17 protein-coding genes and 1 pseudogene are annotated in these 19724 nt (G+C 68.6%); 9 read left to right on the top strand and 9 right to left on the bottom strand.

Annotation, left to right across the window (positions count from 1 at the left end; all coding sequences use genetic code 11):
- The first annotated feature begins 48 nt into the window (after positions 1–48).
- The 6 genes from AC3IFE_RS24425 to AC3IFE_RS24400 all read left to right on the top strand — a co-directional run bounded on the left by AC3IFE_RS24425 (position 49) and on the right by AC3IFE_RS24400 (position 6730).
- A complete protein-coding gene (locus tag AC3IFE_RS24425; protein ID WP_089467583.1) occupies positions 49–549 on the top strand; it encodes a MerR family transcriptional regulator in 501 nt (166 codons plus the stop codon).
- On the top strand, positions 546–2099 hold the full coding sequence (locus AC3IFE_RS24420) for an MFS transporter (protein WP_489192522.1): 1554 nt from the start codon (positions 546–548) through the stop codon (positions 2097–2099). The genes AC3IFE_RS24425 and AC3IFE_RS24420 overlap by 4 nt, the downstream gene beginning before the upstream one ends.
- A 38-nt stretch (positions 2100–2137) precedes the next feature.
- A complete protein-coding gene (locus AC3IFE_RS24415) occupies positions 2138–2971 on the top strand; it encodes a M90 family metallopeptidase (protein WP_489192521.1) in 834 nt (277 codons plus the stop codon).
- Positions 2972–3131: 160 nt separating this feature from the next.
- The gene (locus AC3IFE_RS24410; protein WP_050013208.1) at positions 3132–3398 is read left to right on the top strand and encodes a type B 50S ribosomal protein L31; all 267 of its coding nucleotides are present in this window, start codon (positions 3132–3134) and stop codon (positions 3396–3398) included.
- A 144-nt stretch (positions 3399–3542) separates the two neighbouring features.
- Positions 3543–5375: an ArnT family glycosyltransferase gene (locus tag AC3IFE_RS24405; protein ID WP_489192518.1), complete on the top strand. Its 1833-nt coding sequence runs from the start codon at positions 3543–3545 to the stop codon at positions 5373–5375.
- Between the two features lie 2 nt (positions 5376–5377).
- Positions 5378–6730: an MATE family efflux transporter gene (locus AC3IFE_RS24400; protein ID WP_301738986.1), complete on the top strand. Its 1353-nt coding sequence runs from the start codon at positions 5378–5380 to the stop codon at positions 6728–6730.
- 11 nt (positions 6731–6741) lie between these two features.
- Here AC3IFE_RS24400 and lipA read toward each other — a convergent pair whose 3' ends face one another.
- From lipA to AC3IFE_RS24370, 6 genes and pseudogenes are all read right to left on the bottom strand, one after another.
- Positions 6742–7707 carry a lipoyl synthase gene (gene lipA, locus AC3IFE_RS24395; protein WP_489192516.1) on the bottom strand — a complete coding sequence of 322 codons (966 nt, stop codon included), beginning with the start codon at positions 7705–7707 and terminating at the stop codon, positions 6742–6744.
- Between the two features lie 2 nt (positions 7708–7709).
- Positions 7710–8825, bottom strand: a complete 1116-nt coding sequence (locus tag AC3IFE_RS24390) for an acetoin dehydrogenase dihydrolipoyllysine-residue acetyltransferase subunit (RefSeq protein ID WP_489192515.1) — start codon at positions 8823–8825, stop codon at positions 7710–7712.
- Between the two features lie 4 nt (positions 8826–8829).
- Positions 8830–9834 carry an alpha-ketoacid dehydrogenase subunit beta gene (locus AC3IFE_RS24385; protein ID WP_089467590.1) on the bottom strand — a complete coding sequence of 335 codons (1005 nt, stop codon included), beginning with the start codon at positions 9832–9834 and terminating at the stop codon, positions 8830–8832.
- A 54-nt stretch (positions 9835–9888) separates the two neighbouring features.
- Positions 9889–10872: a thiamine pyrophosphate-dependent dehydrogenase E1 component subunit alpha gene (locus AC3IFE_RS24380; RefSeq protein WP_089467591.1), complete on the bottom strand. Its 984-nt coding sequence runs from the start codon at positions 10870–10872 to the stop codon at positions 9889–9891.
- A 96-nt stretch (positions 10873–10968) separates the two neighbouring features.
- A pseudogene (locus AC3IFE_RS24375) lies at positions 10969–11055 on the bottom strand (SDR family NAD(P)-dependent oxidoreductase); the annotation flags it as partial.
- Between the two features lie 57 nt (positions 11056–11112).
- On the bottom strand, positions 11113–12171 hold the full coding sequence (locus tag AC3IFE_RS24370) for an ATP-NAD kinase family protein (protein WP_489192512.1): 1059 nt from the start codon (positions 12169–12171) through the stop codon (positions 11113–11115).
- 535 nt (positions 12172–12706) lie between these two features.
- On the opposite strand from AC3IFE_RS24370, the gene AC3IFE_RS24365 reads away from it, so the two are divergent.
- Positions 12707–14623 carry a sigma-54-dependent Fis family transcriptional regulator gene (locus AC3IFE_RS24365; RefSeq protein ID WP_489192510.1) on the top strand — a complete coding sequence of 639 codons (1917 nt, stop codon included), beginning with the start codon at positions 12707–12709 and terminating at the stop codon, positions 14621–14623.
- Positions 14624–14642: 19 nt separating this feature from the next.
- On the opposite strand, the gene AC3IFE_RS24360 is transcribed toward AC3IFE_RS24365, so the two are convergent.
- Together AC3IFE_RS24360 and AC3IFE_RS24355 are read right to left on the bottom strand one after the other, a co-directional pair.
- Positions 14643–15077, bottom strand: coding sequence for a carboxymuconolactone decarboxylase family protein (locus AC3IFE_RS24360; RefSeq protein ID WP_489192508.1), 435 nt, complete (start codon positions 15075–15077; stop codon positions 14643–14645).
- A complete protein-coding gene (locus tag AC3IFE_RS24355; RefSeq protein ID WP_489192506.1) occupies positions 15061–15522 on the bottom strand; it encodes a MerR family transcriptional regulator in 462 nt (153 codons plus the stop codon). The genes AC3IFE_RS24360 and AC3IFE_RS24355 overlap by 17 nt, the downstream gene beginning before the upstream one ends.
- A 297-nt stretch (positions 15523–15819) precedes the next feature.
- Between AC3IFE_RS24355 and AC3IFE_RS24350 the strand changes: the two genes are divergently transcribed.
- Together AC3IFE_RS24350 and AC3IFE_RS24345 are read left to right on the top strand one after the other, a co-directional pair.
- Positions 15820–16431 (top strand): ComEA family DNA-binding protein, encoded by a 612-nt coding sequence (locus AC3IFE_RS24350; RefSeq protein ID WP_489192504.1) that lies wholly within the window; start codon positions 15820–15822, stop codon positions 16429–16431.
- An 88-nt stretch (positions 16432–16519) separates the two neighbouring features.
- Complete coding sequence (locus tag AC3IFE_RS24345; protein ID WP_301738993.1) at positions 16520–16951, top strand: YidB family protein; 432 nt, start codon at positions 16520–16522, stop codon at positions 16949–16951.
- A 111-nt stretch (positions 16952–17062) separates the two neighbouring features.
- On the opposite strand, the gene clpB is transcribed toward AC3IFE_RS24345, so the two are convergent.
- Positions 17063–19660 carry an ATP-dependent chaperone ClpB gene (gene clpB / locus AC3IFE_RS24340; RefSeq protein ID WP_089467599.1) on the bottom strand — a complete coding sequence of 866 codons (2598 nt, stop codon included), beginning with the start codon at positions 19658–19660 and terminating at the stop codon, positions 17063–17065.
- Positions 19661–19724 lie beyond the last annotated feature (64 nt).

Here is a 19724-nt window from a genome sequence, read left to right as displayed (position 1 = left end):
CAGGTTGACCTATAATCGCGTCATTATCCCGCCCAATCCCTCCACCCGATGCCGAACGACGCCTCCGCCCCGCTATTGACCGTCAGCGACGCCGCGTCGCGGCTCGGCGTGACGCCGCGCACGCTGAAATACTACGAAGAGCGCGGGCTCGTCACGCCGTCGCGCAGCGAAGGCCGCTACCGCCTCTACGACGAAGCCGACCTCGAGCGCTTCGCGCGCATCCTGCGATTGCGCGCGCTCGGCTTCTCGCTGCACGGCATCACCGAAATGCTGAAGCGCCCGCTGGAAGAAACGGGCGACGGCCGGCGCCGCTATTCGGACGCATCGCTGCGCGACATCCGCGCCGGCCTCGCCGAACAGATCGACACGCTCGACCGGCGCATCGCGGCCGTCCAGCGCGAACTGAAGGAAGCCGTCACGCTGCGCAAGGAATTGCAGCACGACATCGATTACGTCGAGCGGCGTCTCGCCGGCGAGAACGCCGATGCGCTGATCGCGCAGCGGCGGGCCGAGGCCGGCACACGGCGCGCCCGCAAGGATCGCGAATGAACGCGGTGCCGGGCCGGGCGCCGTGGAGCCGCGCGAACCTGCGCGCGGACCTGTTTCCATGGGCGCTCGCGCTCGTCACCGGCATCGACTACTTCGACAACGCCGTCTTCTCGTTCTTCGCGAGCTACATCGCGGGCGGCATCAACGCATCGCCGGACGAACTCGTGTGGTCGTCGAGCGCGTACGCGGTCGCGGCCGTGCTCGGCATCCTGCAGCAGCAATGGTGGGTCGACCGGCTCGGCCATCGCCGCTACGTCGCGGGCTGCATGCTGATGTTCTCGTTCGGCGCGATCGCGGCGGCGCTCGCCGACACGTCGCTGGAGCTGGCGTTCGCGCGCGGCTTTCAGGGCTATTGCATCGGCCCGATGATGGGCGCGTGCCGGATCCTGATCCAGATCAGCTTCAAGCCGCAGGCACGGCCGCCCGCGACGCGCGCGTTCCTGATCATGATCCTGCTCGGCAGCGCGCTCGCGCCGATCGTCGGCGGGCTGCTGGTCGCGCATTCGACGTGGCGCGCACTGTTCGCGTGCACGGCGCCGGCCGGCATCGCGCTCGCGATCCTCGCGTTGCTCACGCTGCCCGATTCGGGCCGCACGCCGGACGACGAGCGCGGCTCCGGACATTTCTGGCCATACGTCGTGTTCGCGCTCGCGCAAGGCGCGCTGCAGATCGTGCTGCAGCAGGTGCATTACCAGCTCTACAGCGGCTCGCCGATGCTGATTCTGCTGACGTTTGCCGGGCTCGGCGCGCTCGCGTGGTTCGCGTATCACCAGTGGCATCACCCGACGCCGCTCGTGCGGCTGCATGCGTTTCGCGAGCGGACGTTCCAGGTCGGGCTGTTGCTCTACATGTTCTATTACTACGAGACGACGGGCTTCAGCTACCTGACGGCACGGTTGCTCGAGAGCGGCCTCGGCTATCCGGTCGAGAATGCCGGGCGCCTGGTCGGCACGATGTCGCTGCTCTCGGCCATCGCGCTGTTCGCCTACCTGCGCTACGCGAAATTCGTCACGCACAAGAAGTGGTTCGTCGTGCCGGGATTCGCGATCGCCGTCACGGCCGCGCTGTGGATGACGCGGATGACGCCGCAGGTCGGCGAAGCGGCGCTGGTCGTCCCGCTGCTGCTGCGCGGGTTGCTGCTGCTGTTCATCGTGCTGCCGGTGGCCAACCTCACGTTCCGGATCTTCGCGATCGACGAATATACGCATGGCTACCGGGTGAAGAACATCGTGCGGCAACTGACGATCTCGTTCGCGACGTCGTCGGTGATCATCGTCGAGCAGCACCGGCTGGCCATGCATCGGACGCGGCTCGTCGAGCGCGCGAACGTGTTCGATCCGCTGTTCCAGCAGACCGCCGACGCGCTGACGCGCAGCTATGCGGCCGCCGGCCACGCGCTGAACGACGCGCACGGCCTCGCGATCGCGTCGATCGCGGGAATGGTCGCGCAACAGGCGTCGTTCCTCGCGTCGCTCGACGGCTTTTACTTCCTCGCGGGCGTCGCGCTCGTCGGCGGCCTCTTCGCGGCATGGCAAAAACAGATCGATTGAGTTAAAAGACAGGCTTTGGATTTTCGTCCGCCGCCTCCATGCTCTCGAAACTGACCCGCTGGTTCGACGACCGCCGCCGCGACCGCGCGCTGCGCAGCCATCCGATTCCCGACGCGCTGTGGCACGAAACCGTCGAGCGCCTGCCGTTCCTCGGCGCCCTGCCGCCCGACGCGCTCGGCCGGCTGCGCGAGCTGACGAGCCTGTTCGTCGCGAAAAAGTCGTTTTCGACCGCGCACGGGCTCGAGCTGACCGACGCGATGATCGTCGCGATCGCCGCGCAGGCCTGCCTGCCCGTGCTGAATCTCGACCTGTCGCTGTACGACGGCTGGGTCGGCGTCGTCGTGTATCCGGGCGAATTCGTGATCCGCAAGACCGTGCAGGACGAGGACGGCGTCGTCCACGAAGTCGAGCAGGACGCGAGCGGCGAAGCATGGGAAGGCGGCCCCGTGATCCTGTCGTGGGAAGACGCGCAGATGACGGACGGCCGGGACGCGTACAACGTCGTGATCCATGAGTTCGCTCACAAGATCGACATGGTCAACGGCGCGGCCGACGGTTATCCGCCCCTTTTTCGCCGCTGGCATGCGCCGCACCTCGACGCGCAGACGTGGGCCGACGTGTTCGAACATGCGTACGACCAGTTCTGCGCGCGCGTCGACGCGGTGCCGGATCGCGCATGGGCGCGCTTCGAGCGGGATTCGCTGATCGATCCCTATGCGGCCGACCACCCGTCGGAATTCTTCGCGGTGTGCAGCGAGGCGCTGTTCGTTCGGCCGAAAGCGTTCGAGTCCGAATTTCCGGAGCTGTACCGGCTGCTCGCGCGCTACTACCGGCAGGATCCGGCCGGCACCGGCGCGCTCGACACACCGTGAAAATTATTCGTCAACCGTCTGATTTTCTGGCATAATCGCCGTTTTTCGACCTTAGGCAAGTGGCTCGCGCCGGGCTTGGCGTCGTCTGGTGATACGCAAATTGGCGTACCCCCGGCACGGCAAGCGGCGGGTTGGCTACCGCTCTCACCAAGGAAAGACCATGAAAGAAGGCATCCACCCGAATTACCGCGAAGTCGTCTTCCAAGACATGTCGAACGGCTTCAAGTTCATCACGCGCTCGACGATCCAGACGCGTGAAAACATCGAACTCGACGGCAAGACCTACCCGCTCGCCAAGATCGAAGTGTCGTCGGAATCGCACTCGTTCTACACGGGTCAGCAAAAGATCATGGACACGGCAGGCCGTGTCGAGAAGTTCAAGAACAAGTTCGGCGCACGCGCCAACGGCAAGGCTGCTGCAAAGTAAGCTTTGCACCGATCCGGCGGCGGCAACGCACCCGGTACCGCACGAAAGGGCAGCCCAGGCTGCCCTTTTTTGTCTCTGCTCGCCCGGCACGCGCCGGCCGGCGCCCGGGAAACGACCTGACGCACAACAGCGGGCGCGACTACAATGCCGGATGCTCGAAACCGGCTCGGCCGCGTGCGATCGCGCCGGCCGCCCGCCCATAACAAATCGCTCATCTGCATGAAGCCTGTCGTCCGTCTCACCGCCTCCGCCACGCGCGCGCTGCCGCGCTGGCTGCTGCTCACGCTCTGCCTCGTCTACGCGGCGTTCGGCCTGTTCGGCCGCGACCCGTGGAAAAACGAGGACGCGGCGGGCTTCGGCGTGATGTGGACGATGGCCAAGGGCGGCTGGCACGACTGGCTGCTGCCGAACCTGGTCGGCAAGTTCATCACGACCGACGGGCCGCTCGGCTACTGGCTCGGCGCGCTGTCGATCCGCGGTCTCGATCCGTGGGTCGATGCGAGCAACGCGTCGCGCGTCGATACCGGCGTGCTGTTCTGCATCGCGTGCGCGTTCGTCTGGTACGCGGCCTACCTGCTCGGCCGGCGCGCCGAAGTTCAACCGTTCAAATATGCATTCGGCGGCGAACCCGAGCCGCGCGACTACGGCCGCACGCTCGCGGATGGCGCGCTGCTGGTGCTCGTCGCCTGCTTCGGCCTCGCGGAACGCGGGCACGAAACGACGCCGCAGCTCGCACAGTTCGCGTGGATCGCGATGCTCGTGTACGGGATCGTGCGCGGCATCGACAAGCCGCTGCAGGGCGCACTGTGGTGGGGCCTCGCGATGGGGCTCGTCGCGCTGTCCGGCAACCCGGTGCTGGTCGTCGCGCTGCTCGCGGGCACGGCCGCGCTGTGGCTCGTCACACCCGAAATGCGCAATCTGCGCCTGCCGCTGGTCGGCCTGCCGCTCGCGGCCGCGATCTTCGCGCTGTGGCCGCTCGCCGCGTTCGTCGCGGCGCCCGACGACGCCGCATGGTTCTTCAACCAGTGGATCCACGGCAGCCTGATGCGCTTTTCGGGCCCGCCGACGGCCGTGCTCGGCTATGCGGCGAAGAACCTGCCGCTGTTTACGTGGCCCGCGTGGCCGCTCGCGATCTGGGCGTGGTGGAGCTGGGCCGGCATGCGTCGCCGTGCGCACATCGCGATTCCGCTGTCGGTCGCCGTGCCGCTCGTCGCGCTCGTGATCCTGCAAAGCCAGCAGTCGAACCGCATGTACATGCTGCTGCTGCCGCCGCTCGCGGTGCTCGCGACGTTCGCGCTGCCGACCCTCAAGCGCGGCGCGATCAACGCGATCGACTGGTTCGCGGTGCTGAGCTTCACGATCCTCGGCACCTTCGTGTGGCTCGTGTGGCTCGCGTCGCTCACCGGCTTCCCGCATCCGCTCGCGCGCAACCTCGCGCGCCTCGTGCCCGGCTACGAGCCGCATTTCAAGATCCTGTCGTTCATCTGCGCGGTGATCGTCACCGTGTGCTGGTGCTTCCTCGCGCGCTGGCGCGTGTCGCGACAGCCGAAGGTGCTGTGGCGCAGCGTCGTGCTGTCGAGCGCGGGCACCACGCTGATGTGGGTGCTGCTGATGACGCTGTGGCTGCCGATCGTCAACTACGGCCGGACCTATCGCGACGTCGCGCAACAGATCGCCGTGCACCTGCCGTCCGACTACGAGTGCATCTCGCCGGTGCGGCTCGGCGACGCGCAGATCGCGACCTTCGCCTACTTCGGCAACATGCACTTCGATTTCTCCGGCGACTGCGACGTGATCCTGCGTCAGGACCGCTCCGACTTCGGCGAGCCGAGCGCGATGTCGCAATACGTATGGCGTCTCGTCTGGGAAGGCCGCCGCGTCGCCGACCGCGACGAGCGCTTCCGCCTGTACGAGCGCATCGAACGGCCGAAGACACCCGTCAAGCGGCGTCCGCCGCGCCGCCAGGCGGCCGATTGACGATGTTCGGCGACATCCGCCGGATCGTCGGTCTCGCGTGGCCGGTGCTGGTCGGCCAGCTCGCGATCATCGCGTTCGGCGTGATCGACACCGCGATGGTCGGCCGCTACTCGGCCGTCGATCTCGCCGCGCTCGGGCTCGGCTCGTCGATCTACGTATCGATCTATATCGGGCTGACGGGCATCCTGTCCGCGTTGCAGCCGATCACCGGGCAACTGTACGGCGCGCGCCGCTATGCCGAGATCGGCGAGGAAGTGCGCCAGGCCCTGTGGCTTGCGCTGCTGCTCGCGATTCCGGGCTTCCTGCTGCTGCATTTTCCCGAACCGCTGCTGCGTGTCGCGCACGCCCCCGCCGCGCTGCACGAGCGCACCGTCGACTACCTGCGCATCCTGTCGTACGGGCTGCCCGCCAGCCTCGTGTTCCGCATCTACAACGCGCTGACCAACGCGGCCGGCAAGCCGCGGCTCGCGATGATCCTGCAGATCGGCGCGCTGCTGCTCAAGTTTCCGCTGAACGTGTGGTTCATCTTCGGCGGCTTCGGCGTACCGGCGCTCGGCGGCCCCGGCTGCGGGCTCGCGAGCACGCTGATCAACTGGGCGCTCGCGCTGATCGGCTACACGCTGCTCGCGAAGCTCGACGTGTTCGCGCCGCTCGCGATCTTCTCGCGCTTCTGCTGGCCCGTGTGGGAACGGCAGAAGGCCATCCTGAAGCTCGGCGTGCCGATGGGCCTGTCGTACCTGATCGAGGTCACATCGTACACCTGCATGGCGCTGTTCATCGCGCAGTTCGGCACGACGACGCTCGCCGGCCATCAGATCGCCGGCAACATCGGCGCGGTGCTGTACATGACGCCGCTGTCGATCGGCGTGGCTTCGTCGACGCTGGTCGCGCGCGCGCTCGGCGCCGGACGTCCGGAAGAAGCCCGGCTGCTCGGCCGGCACAGCGTGATGTTCGCCTGCGCGATCGCGGCCGCCTACGGCGTGCTCGTGTTCGCGCTGCGCCCGCTGATCATCGGCGGGTATACGCCGAACCCGGCCGTCGCCGCGGCCGCGATGCCGCTCGTCGCGATCGTCGCGTGCTACCACGTGTTCGATGCGCTGCAGGTCACGTCGGCGTTCGTGCTGCGCGCGTACAAGGTGGCGGTCGTGCCGACCGTAATCTATGCGGTCGCGCTGTGGGGCGTCGGACTCAGCGGCGGCTACGTGCTCGGCTTCGACGTCGGCGGCATCGCGCCCGCGTGGCTGACCGGCGCGCGCGGCTTCTGGTTCGCGAACACGGTCAGCCTGATGCTGGCGGGCGCGGGGCTCGTGCTGTACCTGCGCCGCATCAGTCGCGCGCACGCCGCCGCGGCCTGACGCGCGGCGCGCTACGCATCCTCCAGCACGTCGGCTGCGTGATATGACGACCGCACGAGCGGGCCGGCGACGACTTCCCTGAAACCGAGCGCGAGCGCCTCGTCGCGCCACGCGGCGAACGCGTCGGGGCTCACGTAGCGCCGCACCGGCAAATGGTGCGCCGACGGCGCGAGATACTGGCCGAGCGTCAGCACGTCCACCTCGTGCGCACGCAGGTCGCGCAACGTGTCGCGCACCTCGTCGTCGCGTTCGCCGAGCCCGAGCATCAATCCCGATTTCGTCAAGAGCGTCGGCCGCGCGGCCTTCGCCTGCGCGAGCAGCTCCAGCGAGCCGCGATAGTCGGCGCCCGGCCGCGCCGCCCGGTACAGCGACGGCACCGTCTCGATGTTGTGATTGAACACGTCGGGCCACGCCGACGACAGCGCGTCGAGCGCACGGGCCGCGCGGCCGCGGAAGTCGGGCGTCAGCACCTCGACGCCGATACCCGGCACGCTCGCGCGCACCGCCGCGATGCATGCGGCGAAATGCGCGGCGCCGCCGTCGCGCAGATCGTCGCGGTCGACCGACGTGATCACGACGTAGCGCAACCCGAGCGCCGCCGCCGCGTCGGCCAGCCGCGCTGGCTCGGCGGGATCGAGCGGCTCGGGACGGCCGTGCGCGACATCGCAGAACGCGCAACGCCGCGTACACAGCCCACCCATGATCATGAAAGTCGCGGTGCGCTGCGCGAAGCATTCGCCGATGTTCGGACACATCGCCTCCTCGCAGACGGAATGCAGCCGATGCTCGCGCAGCACGGCGGCCATGTCGGCCACCGCCGCGCTCATCATCGGCCGCGCGCGCAGCCACGGCGGCTTCGGCAGCGCCGCGCCGGCCGCGGGCTCGACGCGCACCGGAATGCGCGCGAGCTTGTCGCGGCTTCTCGCGCCGGGCTGGCCGAGCGCCGTGAGGCTGGGTCGTTCGAGCGCGGCGGCCATCGTCAGTCTCCGAGGAACGCGACGATCAGGCGGTTCACGTCGGCGGCCGCCTCCATCTGCACCATGTGGCCGCCGGCGGCGATCACCTCGGCGCGCACGCCGTCCGGCAAGCCCTGCGCGTGCTGCACGGGAATCACCTGGTCGCGCTCGCCCCAGATCACGAGCGTGCGCGGCGCCAGCGACGCGAGCCGGTCGCGGAACACACGCCGCTGCGCGGCGCCGTCGAACGCGGCGTTCGCGATCTTCTCGAGCGCGCCCTGCACGCCTTCGAGCCGCTTGTACTTGACGAGATCCTCGACCAGTTGCCGCGTGACCAGCGCGTTGTCCGCGAACAGCGCGCCGAGGTGCGGCTTCAACGTGTTGCGGCTGTTGCCGGCGACGAAGCCGTCGATGTACGCGCGGTTGATGTCGGTACCGAGCCCGGCGCTCGCGATCAGCGTCAGCGACGCCACGCGCTCCGGCGCGCTGTCGGCCAACGTCATCGCCACCGCGCCGCCCATCGAATGGCCGATCAGGTGCGCGCGCTCGATATGCTGTGCATCGAGCAGCGCGAGCACCGCGTCGGCCAGCTCGTCGAGGCTGCCGGTCTCGACCGCCTTGCCCGATTCGCCGTGGCCGGGCAGATCGAGTGCCCACACCGGCCGGTGCGCGGCGAGCTCCGCATGATTGAACAGCCAGTTGTTCAGGTCGCCGCCGAAGCCATGGATCAGCACGGCCGGCGTGCGCGAACCGTCGCCGAGCTTCAGGAAGCGGATCGTGCGTCCGCCGATCTGCGCCTTCTCCGGCTGCGGGCCGGCCGCCTCGTCCGACGCCGCGCTCGGCACGAAATCGCGCTGGAAGTCGGCGATCGCCGCATCGATGTCGGCGTCGCTCGCATCGGCGGCGGCGACGACGCCCAGCAGCGCGCCGACGGGCAGCGTCTCGCCTTCCTGCGCGACCTGCCGGCGCAGCGTGCCGTCGAACGCGCATTCGACGCCCGACGAGATCTTGTCGGTCTCGACGTCGAGCACCTCGTCGCCCTTCGCCACGCGTTCGCCGATCGCCTTCAGCCAGCCGTTGACCTGCCCCTGCTCCATCGACAGCCCCCACTTGGGCATCGTGATCATGTGAATCGACATCGTGTCAGCTCCTCGTCTTGAGTACCGCCTGCGCGATCGCATCGGCGGACGGGATATACAGGTCTTCCAGCACGCCGGCGAACGGCGCGGGCGTGTGCGGCGCGGTGACGAGCTCGATCGGCGCCTTCAGCGAACGGAACGCACGCTGCGCGACGAGCGCGGCGATGTCGGTCGCGATCGAGCAGCGCGGGTTCGCTTCGTCGACGACGACCACGCGCCCCGTGCGTTCCGCGCTTTCGAGAATCGTTTCCTCGTCGAGCGGCGACGTCGTGCGCAGGTCGATCACGTCGCACTGGACGCCGTCCTTCGCGAGCGTCGCGGCCGCGTCCATCGCGAGATGCACCATGCGGCCGTACGTGACGATCGTCGCGTCGTCGCCGTCGCGCAGCACGTTCGCCTCGCCGAACGGAATCGCATAGGATTCCTCCGGTACGTCGCCCTCGCGCGTATAGAGCAGCTTGTGTTCGAGGAAGATCACGGGATCGTTGTCGCGGATCGCCTGGATCAGGAGCCCCTTCGCGTCGTACGGCGTCGCGGGGCACACGACCTTCAGCCCGGGAATGTGCGTGAACAGCGACGTGAGCATCTGCGAGTGCTGCGCGGCCGCGCGCAGGCCCGCGCCGTACATCGCGCGGATCACGACCGGCGTCACGGCCTTGCCGCCGAACATGTAGCGGAATTTCGCGGCCTGGTTGAAGATCTGGTCGAAGCACACGCCCATGAAATCGATGAACATCAGTTCCGCGACGGGCCGCATCCCGCACGCGGCCGCGCCGACCGCCGCGCCGATGTAGCCGCCCTCCGACAGCGGCGTATCGAGCACGCGGCCCGGAAACTTGTGGAACAGCCCCTTCGTCACGCCGAGCACGCCGCCCCACGCGTCGTCCTCGCCCGGCGCGCCCGCGCCGCCCGCGTTGTCCTCGCCCATCACGATCACGCTGTCGTCGCGCGCCATTTCCTGCGCGAGCGCCTCGTTGATCGCCTGCGAATAAGTGATCTTCCTTGCCATGTCTGTCTCCTGGAATGTTCGGTTCGCCGTGCCGGCTGCGGGGTCAGCCCGCGCTCACGGATACGACACGTAGACGTCGGCCAGCAGGTCGGCGGCATCCGGCAGCGGCGCCGCCTTCGCCTGCGCGACCGCGTCGTCGATCAGCGCTTTCACCTGTGCGTCCACCGCGCGCAGGTCGGCGGTCGTCAGCGCTTCGGCGCGCACGACGCGCGTTTCGAAATGCTTCAGGCAGTCCTTCTCGTCGCGCAGCTTCTGCACTTCGCCCGGCGCGCGGTAGGTTTGCGCGTCGCCCTCGAAGTGGCCGAAATAACGCGTGAACTTCACCTCGACGAGCGTCGGGCCGCCGCCGTTGCGCGCGCGCTCGACGGCCTCGCCGAGCGCCTCGTGCACCGCGAAGAAGTCGAAGCCGTCGACGATCACGCCCGGCATCCCGAAGCCGTTCGCACGATCGGCGATGTTGTCGGTCGCGACCGACCAGCTCGACGACGTCGCTTCCGCGTAGCCGTTGTTTTCGGCGACGAAGATCGCGGGCAGCCGCCACACCGACGCGAGGTTCATCGATTCGAAGATCACGCCCTGGTTCGATGCGCCGTCGCCGAAGAAGCACACGCCGACACCGCCCGTCTTCTTGTGCTTGGCCGCGAGCGCCGCGCCGCACACGAGCGGGCCGCCCGCGCCGACGATCCCGTTCGCGCCGAGCATCCCCATCGACAGGTCGGCGATGTGCATCGAGCCGCCCTTGCCGCGGCAGACGCCCGTCTTCTTGCCGTAGATCTCGGCCATCATCCCGTGCACGTCGACGCCCTTCGCGATGCAATGGCCGTGGCCGCGGTGCGTGGTGGCCACGTAGTCGTCGAGGCCGAGGTGCAGGATCGTGCCGACGGCGGACGCCTCCTCGCCCGCGTACAGGTGAACGAAGCCGGGAATCTCGCCGGTCGCGAATTCGACGTGCAGGCGTTCCTCGAATTCGCGGATCGTGCGCATCAGCCGATAGGCGTCCAGCAGCGTGTCCCTGCCGAGCTGTGTCGAAGCGGTCATGTGTGTCTCCTGGTTAGGTCTGACTGCGAATGCCGCCCCGGCCGTGCCGTGGCGGCGGATTGCACGGCCTTGCGGCCGTCAGTGGAACGTGAAGCCGCCGGCCCGCGTCGGCGCGATGCCGCGGCCGATGCCACGCGCGCCGCCCGTGGCGACAGCGACCTGTCCTTCGAGCGGGGCTGTCATGCGATGTCTCCTGGATGATCGTTACGGATGGCGAAGAATTTTCGTAAAACCGGTGTATCAGTCGTGCCACGCACCGGCGTCGCGCAGCAGTTGCCGAGACGACGCGTAGCGCAGCGTGCGGCCGACGTCGACCGTCAACGGCCCGTGCCAGTCGAGCGCAATCTCGTAGCGATCGCCGCGCGCGACCTCGATCTCGCGCTCGCCGTCGAACGCGAGCGTGCCGTGCTCGAATGGAATCGCGTGCCACGTGCCCGGTTCCAGCCGCTCGCAGCTGCGCATCACGACACGGTCGACGCGCCCCGGCGCTATCGGCGCGACGAGCGGCGTGCCGGACGCGTTGCCGCCTTGCGCGAAGCGCATCGCGAGCCCGTGCGGCGCGCTGCGTTCGAGCGGCGCCCACGCGCCGCCGAGCGCGGACAGCCCGATGCCGTCCGGTTCCGCGAACGTCAGGTAGAGCGAGTCGATGTCGTCGGAGCCGGAAATCGCGCGCGCGCCGATGAAGCGCTGCCGCGCGGCGCACACGTCGACGAGCGCGATCTCCTCGCGCGCCGGCTGCGCGCCCGCGACGCAGCGCACGACGAGCCGCTTGTTGCGCACGAACGCGACCTCGGCCGGCACGGCGCCGGTTGCGGCGAGCCCCGCGGCGACGCCAGCGACGGTCGCCTCGCGATGTTCGGGAAACGCGTTGTTGGTGCCGGTGGACAGCGCGACGAGCGGCGTCGCGCCGCAATGCGCGGCCACCGCGCGATGGGTGCCGTCGCCGCCGAGCACGACGATCAGCGACACTTCCATCCGGTGCAGATAGGCCGCGCCCGCCTGCGTATCGGCAACGCTATCGGTGATCGGCAAGTCGACGAATTCGACCTGGGGCCAGCGCTCGTTCGGCGCGACCGCGCGATGCGTGTCGATCGCGCGCAGCAGCAGCGTCGCGATGCCCGTGCGGTCGCGCAGCGTCAGCACGCGCTCGACGCCCATCGCGCCGAGACCGGCCAGCAGGCGCACGATCATGTTCGCCTTCTCCGCCGTCGGAAACACGGAGGCATGCGTCGTGAGGCGGCGGATGTCGCGCCCCGATGCGGGGTTCGCGATCACGCCGACGGTAACGGGCGTCGTCACGGGTTCGTCTCCATCCAGTCGACGGAGCCGGCGCATCGATACGCGCGCCGGCTCCGCCTGTTTCGTCCGCTGCCATCGACGGGCGGCGGATCGTCGTCGCCGACGCGATCGCGGCGGCTTGCACGTCATCTCTGCAAGCGGCGTGCCATCGTGCGCGCGATCGCCGCGAAACCCGCGTCCGCACTGGTTCGGCGGGCTTGCACGTGTTCGGGATGCGCGACCGCGACGACACAGCGCGCGGCGAATTCGCTGGGACGTCTCACGTCGTCGATACGGCGACGCGATCGCCGCGACGCCCGCGCATGCGCGCCGTTCTGCCCGCAAACCCTGCGTTCGCGCGGCGCCGCGCGTGCGACGCGCGGCCGGACGACCGTCACGCCGTGCGCATGCGGCCGTCTCAACTGCGCGAGACACGGCGCGATACCGGTGAGACGACCGTCTCATGCGCGCCGCGTGCTGCGATGCAATGTGATTCGCCGAACCGGATGTGCTACAAGAACAGCGACATCCCCGCCGTACGGAACCGGAGCCGACCATGCCCTACGCCGTCCCCCAGGCCCAGCACGCCGACCGTGTACTCGGCGCGCTCGCCGGACGCCTGCCCGCGCCGGCGGATTCCGCGCGCCTCGTGTCGTCGTGGCAACGGTCGCTGGAGCGCTACCGTCTCGACCCCGCGTCGTCGATCGGCCCACGCGTGCTGACCGCGGCGGAGCTGCGCGAAGTGCGCGACAAGGAGGAGGCCTTCCTGCGCGCGTCGGGCCAGTGCCTGACGCGGCTGCACGACATGATCCGCGTCGCCGACTACTGCGTGATGCTGACCGACGCGCACGGCGTGACCATCGACTACCGGATCGACCGCGAACGCCGCAACGACTTCCGCCATGCGGGGCTGCACATCGGCTCGTGCTGGTCCGAAAGCGAGGAAGGCACGTGCGGCGTCGCGAGCGTGCTGACCGATCTCGCGCCGATCACCGTGCACAAGACCGATCACTTTCGCGCGGCGTTCACGACGCTCACGTGCAGCGCGGCGCCGATCTTCTCGCCGGGCGGCGAACTGATCGGCGTGCTCGACGCGTCGGCCGTGCATTCGCCCGACGGCCGCGACAGTCAGCGCCTCGTCTATCAGCTCGTGCGGCAGAGCGCGGCGCTGATCGAGGACGGCTACTTCGTGCACAGCACCGCGCAGCACTGGATATTGTTCGGGCATCCGAACCGTCACTACGTCGAGGCGCAGCCCGAGTGGCTGATCGCATTCGACGAATGCGGCAACATCGTCGCCGCGAACCGGCAGGCGCGCGATGCGCTGCCGGCGCTGCGCGAGCCGCGCCATATCGACGAGATCTTCGATGCGACCGAGATGCCGCTGCGCGACGCCGCGCGGCTCGATACGATCGTCGCGCTGCGCGTGCGCGCGACCGGCGCCCCGCTCTACGCGCGGCTGCGTGCGCCGCTGCGGCGCGCCGGCCGCGAACCCGGCGCGGCCTCGCGGCGCCCGGGCACCGCGCCGCGTCACGTCGGCGCGCTGACGCCGTTCCTGCACAGCAGCGATGCACGCATCGCGCAACAGGCCGAACTCGCGCTGCGCGTCGCGAGCAAACGGCTGCCGATCCTCGTGCTCGGCGAAACCGGCGCGGGCAAGGAAGTGTTCGCCCGCGCGATCCACGACGCCGGCGCGCGGCGCGCGCGGCCATTCGTCGCCGTGAACTGCGGCGCGCTGCCGGAAGCGCTGATCGAGAGCGAACTGTTCGGCTATGCGGCCGGCGCGTTCACCGGCGCACGCAAGCACGGCGCGCGCGGCAAGATCGCACTCGCCGACGGCGGCACGCTGTTTCTCGATGAAATCGGCGACATGCCGCTCGCGCTGCAGACGCGCCTGTTGCGCGTGCTGGCCGACGGCGAGGTCGTGCCGCTCGGCAGCGATACGCCGGTGCGCGTCGATCTCGACGTGATCTGCGCGACGCACCGCGATCTCGCGCGAATGGTCGCGGACGGCACGTTCCGCGAAGATCTGTACTACCGGTTGAGCGGCGCGACATTCGACCTGCCGCCGCTGCGCGAACGCGCGGACGTGCGCGACGTGATCGCCGCCGTGTTCGCCGAGGAAGCGCAGGCGACCGGCCACGTGCTCACGCTCGACGCGACGCTCGCCGAACAGCTCGCCGCGTATGCATGGCCGGGCAACGTGCGGCAACTGCGCAACGTGCTGCGTTATGCGTGCGCGGTGTGCGACGCCGCGCGCGTGACGCGGCGCGACCTGCCGGCCGACCTCGCCGCGCAACTCGGCGGCGCGCCGCCCGGCGCGCTGCCCGACGACGAACGCGGCCGCATCGTCGCCGCGCTCACCACGCATCGCTGGCGGCCCGACGCGGCCGCCCGGGCGCTCGGCATGTCGCGCGCGACGCTGTACCGGCGCATCGCGAAGTACCGGATCGTCGCGCCGCACCGCGCATGACGCACCGGCGCACGCCGCGTCATGCGGGCTGCCCGGCCGCTTCGTTCGCGTCGTCCGTCACGCCGGCCGCTTCGTCGCGCCGCGTGAACACCTCGTGCGCGGCGAACAGCGCGTTCAGCGCGGCCGGCATCCCCGCATACACGGCCATCTGCATGAACACCTCGACGATCTCGTCGCGCGTGCAGCCGACGTTCAGCGCGGCCTCGATATGCACCTTCAGTTGCGGCTGTGCGTTGCCGAGCGCGGCCAGCGCCGCGATCGTCGCGATTTCGCGCGCCTTCAGGTCGAGCTGCGGCCGGCTGTAGATATCACCGAAGCTGAATTCGACCAGCAGCCGCCCGAAATCCGGCGCGATCGGCGCCAGCGCCGCGATCACGCGTTCGCCCGCTTCGCCGTCGATTTCCTTCAGTTTGTTCCAGCCGCGCGTGTAGCGATCCTCAACGAGTCGTTCCATCGTGTCCGTCCTGTTCCGATAAAGAGTGAGAAGGTTTCGCCCGTCGTGCCGTTTCCCGTTCCTGCGCCTCGTAGTACGCGATCTTGTCGCCGATCGCCTCGAGGCTCGCCTGCAGCTCCGCGATATGCGCGCGCACCGCGTCGCGATGCGCGACCAGCAAGTCGCGCCGCGCGCCGAACGTCGACGCGCCCTGCTCGCGCAGCACCGCGAACGCCTGCATCTGCGCGATCGGCATGCCGGTCGCCTTCAGGCGCATCACGAAGGCCAGCCAGTCGAGGTCGGCCGGTGCATAGAGCCGGTGCCCGGCCGCCGTGCGCGAAATCGCGCGCAGCAGCCCGGCCTGCTCGTAGTACCGCAACGTGTGCGTCGACACGCCGGTCAGTTCGGCGACTTGCCCGATCGTCAGCGGACCGGCGGCGGCGGGTTGGGATACGGTTTTCGACATGGCAGGAACAAGGTTAGGAGTTAGAGTTCACTCTAAGTCAAGCATTGTCTGTCGGCCAGCGCGACATTCACGCTCGATACGCCCGCGATACCGCGGCGACACCGTAAAGAATGGTCAAAATCGGCGCCCGGCACCGGTTTCGGCCTTTACAGCACCGCAAGCCTTCAGCAAGATTCGGTCAGCCTGTCTCAAAAAGGGCACGCATTTGTCCTATGCTTAACGGCGACGCTCGGCCGGCTCGCGCGCCGCCGTCCGTTGCAACAACCATTCATCCGTCAGAACCAGGGAGCCCTCGCCATGCTGAAAAAGCTGCTGATGCTGTTCGTCGCGCTATCGCTGTCGCTCGCCGCCGGCCTTGCCGCCGCCGTCGAAGTCAACACGGCCGACCAGGCCGCGCTCGAATCCGTGAAGGGGCTCGGGCCCGTGAAGTCGAAGGCGATCATCGACGAACGCACCAAGAACGGCCCGTTCAAGGACGCCGACGATCTCGCGAACCGCGTGAAGGGCCTCGGCACGAAGTCGGTCGGGCATCTCGAGGAAAACGGCCTGACGATCGGCGGCGCATCCACGCCGCCGAAGGGCGTGAAGCTGTCGAAGCCGGCCGCGACGACGTCGGCGACCCCGTCGACCACGACGTCGGCGGGCACCGCATCGACGTCCACGACCGCGACGGCCGGCACGACGACCGCGGCGCCCGCGCCGACGGCGAGCGCACCGGAAGCGGCGAGCAAGCCGGCCAAGACCAAGCGCGCCTCGAAGAAGGAAAAGGCCGCAGCGGCTGCCGCGGCATCCGCCGACGCCGGCGCGAGCGCACCGGCCGCCGCATCGTCCGCGAAGGCGACAAAGGGTTCGAAGAAGAAGAGCAAGAAGGACAAGGCCGCCTCCGCCGCCGCGGCGTCGGGCGCCTGATGTGCGCCGCGCGCGCGACGGCGTACGCGCGGCATTCGTTCAACGGGCGCCGTCGTCACGGCGCCCTTTTCAGTGAAGGTGAAGAACCATGGGTCTCCTCGACATCGTTGGCGGTCTCATCGGCGGCCAGGCCGGCGGCAACTCGCAAAGCGCGCTCATCGCGACCGCGCTCGAATTCATCAACAACCAGCCGGGCGGCCTGAACGGGCTGATCGAGAAGTTCAAGGCCGGCGGCGCCGGCGAGATCATCGGTTCGTGGGTCGGCACCGGCGAAAACCAGCCGATCTCGCCGGATACGCTGCAAAACGTGCTCGGCTCGGACGTCGTCGGCGCGCTCGCGAGCAAGGTCGGCATCGATCCGTCGCAGGCCTCGTCGATCCTCGCGCAGGTACTGCCGCACGTCGTCAACGGCGCGACGCCGAACGGCGAAGTGCCGGCCAGCGGCCAGGTCGACACGTCGAACGTGCTCGGCACGCTCACGCAGCTCGCCGGCATGTTCGGCGGCAACAAGCAGGGCTGACCACCGCCATCGGGCGGCCCGTTCGGCCGCTCCATAAGCAAACACCCCGCCGAGGCGGGGTGTTCGTTTTTGCGCCCGGTGCGAACCGGGCACGCTGCCGACGGCAGGCGATCAGTGCACGACGCGGTCGAACACGAACTGGCCGTCGTTGACGTCGACCGGGATCACGTCCTTCGGACCGAAGCGGCCGGCGAGGATCAGCTTCGCGACCGGGTTCTCGATCTCCTGCTGGATCGCGCGCTTCAGCGGCCGCGCGCCGAACACCGGATCGTAGCCGACCTTCGCGATCTGCTCGAGCGCCGACGGCGACACGTCGAGCGCCATGTCGAGCTTCGCGAGCCGGTCGTGCAGGCGGGCGAGCTGGATCTTCGCGATCGACTCGATGTTGCTGCGGTCGAGCGCATGGAACACGACGACGTCGTCGATCCGGTTCAGGAACTCGGGGCGGAAATGCTGCTTCACCTCGAGCCACACCGCGTCCTTGATCTCGTCCTGCGGCGCGCCCGTCATCGCCTGGATCACCTGCGAGCCGAGGTTCGACGTCATCACGATCACCGTGTTCTTGAAGTCGACCGTGCGCCCCTGCCCGTCGGTCATGCGGCCGTCGTCGAGCACCTGCAGCAGCACGTTGAACACGTCCGGATGCGCCTTCTCGATCTCGTCGAGCAGGATCACGCTGTACGGCTTGCGGCGCACGGCTTCCGTCAGGTAGCCGCCTTCCTCGTAGCCGACATAGCCCGGCGGCGCGCCGATCAGCCGCGCGACGCTGTGCTTCTCCATGAACTCGCTCATGTCGATGCGGATCAGATGCTCTTCCGAATCGAACAGGAACGACGCCAGCGCCTTGCACAGCTCGGTCTTGCCGACACCCGTCGGCCCGAGGAACAGGAACGAGCCGTACGGACGGTTCGGATCGGCGAGACCCGCGCGCGAACGACGGATCGCATCGGCCACCGCGCTGATCGCCTCATCCTGGCCGACCACGCGCTCGTGCAGCTTTTCCTCGATGTGCAGCAGCTTCTCGCGTTCGCCCTGCATCATCCGCGACACGGGAATGCCCGTCGAACGCGACACGACTTCCGCGATTTCCTCGGCGCCGACCTGTGTGCGCAGCAGGCGCGGACGCGTCGGGTTGTGCTGCTCCTGCTCTTCGGCCTGCGTGACCTGCTTGAGCTGCGACTCGAGTTGCGGCAGCTTGCCGTACTGCAGCTCGGCGACCTTCTCCAGCTTGCCTTCACGCTGCAGGCGCGCGATGTCCGCCCGCACCTTCTCGATCTCTTCCTTGAGCTGCGCGCTGCCCTGCACCGCGGCCTTCTCGGCGGTCCAGATCTCTTCCAGGTCCGCATATTCGCGGCCAAGGCGGTCGATCTCTTCCTCGATCAGTTGCAGGCGCTTCTGCGACGCTTCGTCCTGCTCCTTCTTCACGGCTTCGCGCTCGATCTTCAGCTGGATCAGACGACGGTCGAGCTTGTCCATCTCTTCGGGCTTCGAATCGATTTCCATCTTGATCTTCGAAGCGGCTTCGTCGATCAGGTCGATGGCCTTGTCGGGCAGGAAGCGGTCGGTGATGTAGCGATGCGACAGCTCGGCCGCGGCGACGATCGCCGGGTCGGTGATGTCGACACCGTGGTGCAGTTCGTACTTCTCCTGCAGCCCGCGCAGGATCGCGATCGTCGCCTCGACGCTCGGCTCGTCGACGAGCACCTTCTGGAAGCGGCGTTCGAGCGCGGCATCCTTCTCGATGTACTTGCGGTATTCGTCGAGCGTGGTCGCGCCGATGCAGTGCAGCTCGCCGCGCGACAGCGCCGGCTTCAGCATGTTGCCCGCATCCATCGCGCCTTCGGCCTTGCCCGCGCCGACCATCGTGTGGATCTCGTCGATGAAGACGATCGTCCGGCCTTCGTCCTTCGCGATGTCGTTGAGCACAGCCTTCAGGCGCTCCTCGAACTCGCCGCGATACTTCGCGCCGGCGAGCAGCGCGGCCATGTCGAGCGACAGCACGCGCTTGCCCTTCAGCGTCTCGGGCACCTCGCCGTTGACGATCCGCTGCGCGAGCCCTTCGACGATCGCGGTCTTGCCCACGCCCGGCTCGCCGATCAGCACCGGGTTGTTCTTCGTGCGGCGCTGCAGGATCTGGATCGAGCGGCGGATTTCGTCGTCGCGGCCGATCACCGGGTCGAGCTTGCCCGCGCGGGCGCGCTCGGTCAGGTCGACCGTGTATTTCTTCAGCGCCTCGCGCTGGCTTTCGGCGTCCTGGCTGTGCACCTGCGAGCCGCCGCGCACCGCGGCGATCGCGGCTTCGAGCGCCTTGCGCGTGAGGCCGTGCTGACGCGCGAGCTTGCCCGCGTCGCCCCTGTCGTCGGACACGGCGAGCAGGAACATCTCGCTCGCGATGAACGTGTCGTTGAGCTTCTGCGCTTCCTTGTCGGCCTGATTCAGCAGCCCGGCCAACTCACGGCCGATCTGGATGTCGCCGCCCGTGCCCGTCACTTGCGGCAGGCGCGAAATGGCTTCGTTCAGCGCGCCTTGCAGCGCCTGCACGTGAACGCCCGCGCGCGACATCAGCGAGCGGGCCGACCCGTCCTGCTGCGCGACCAGCGCCGCGAGCACGTGAACGGGTTCGATGTATTGATTGTCGCGGCCTGCCGCGAGGCTTTGCGCGTCCGCGAGTGCTTCCTGGAACTTGGTGGTGAGCTTGTCGATTCTCATTTGGTTGAGACCTCCAATTTTCGATTAACACCAAGATGAGGATGGTTATGCGGCTTTCAAGCGA

It is taken from the genome of Burkholderia sp. APQ4-4ca (assembly GCF_057837105.1).
Note: the sequence above shows the minus strand (reverse complement) of the source record. Positions and strands in the feature narration are given on the sequence as shown.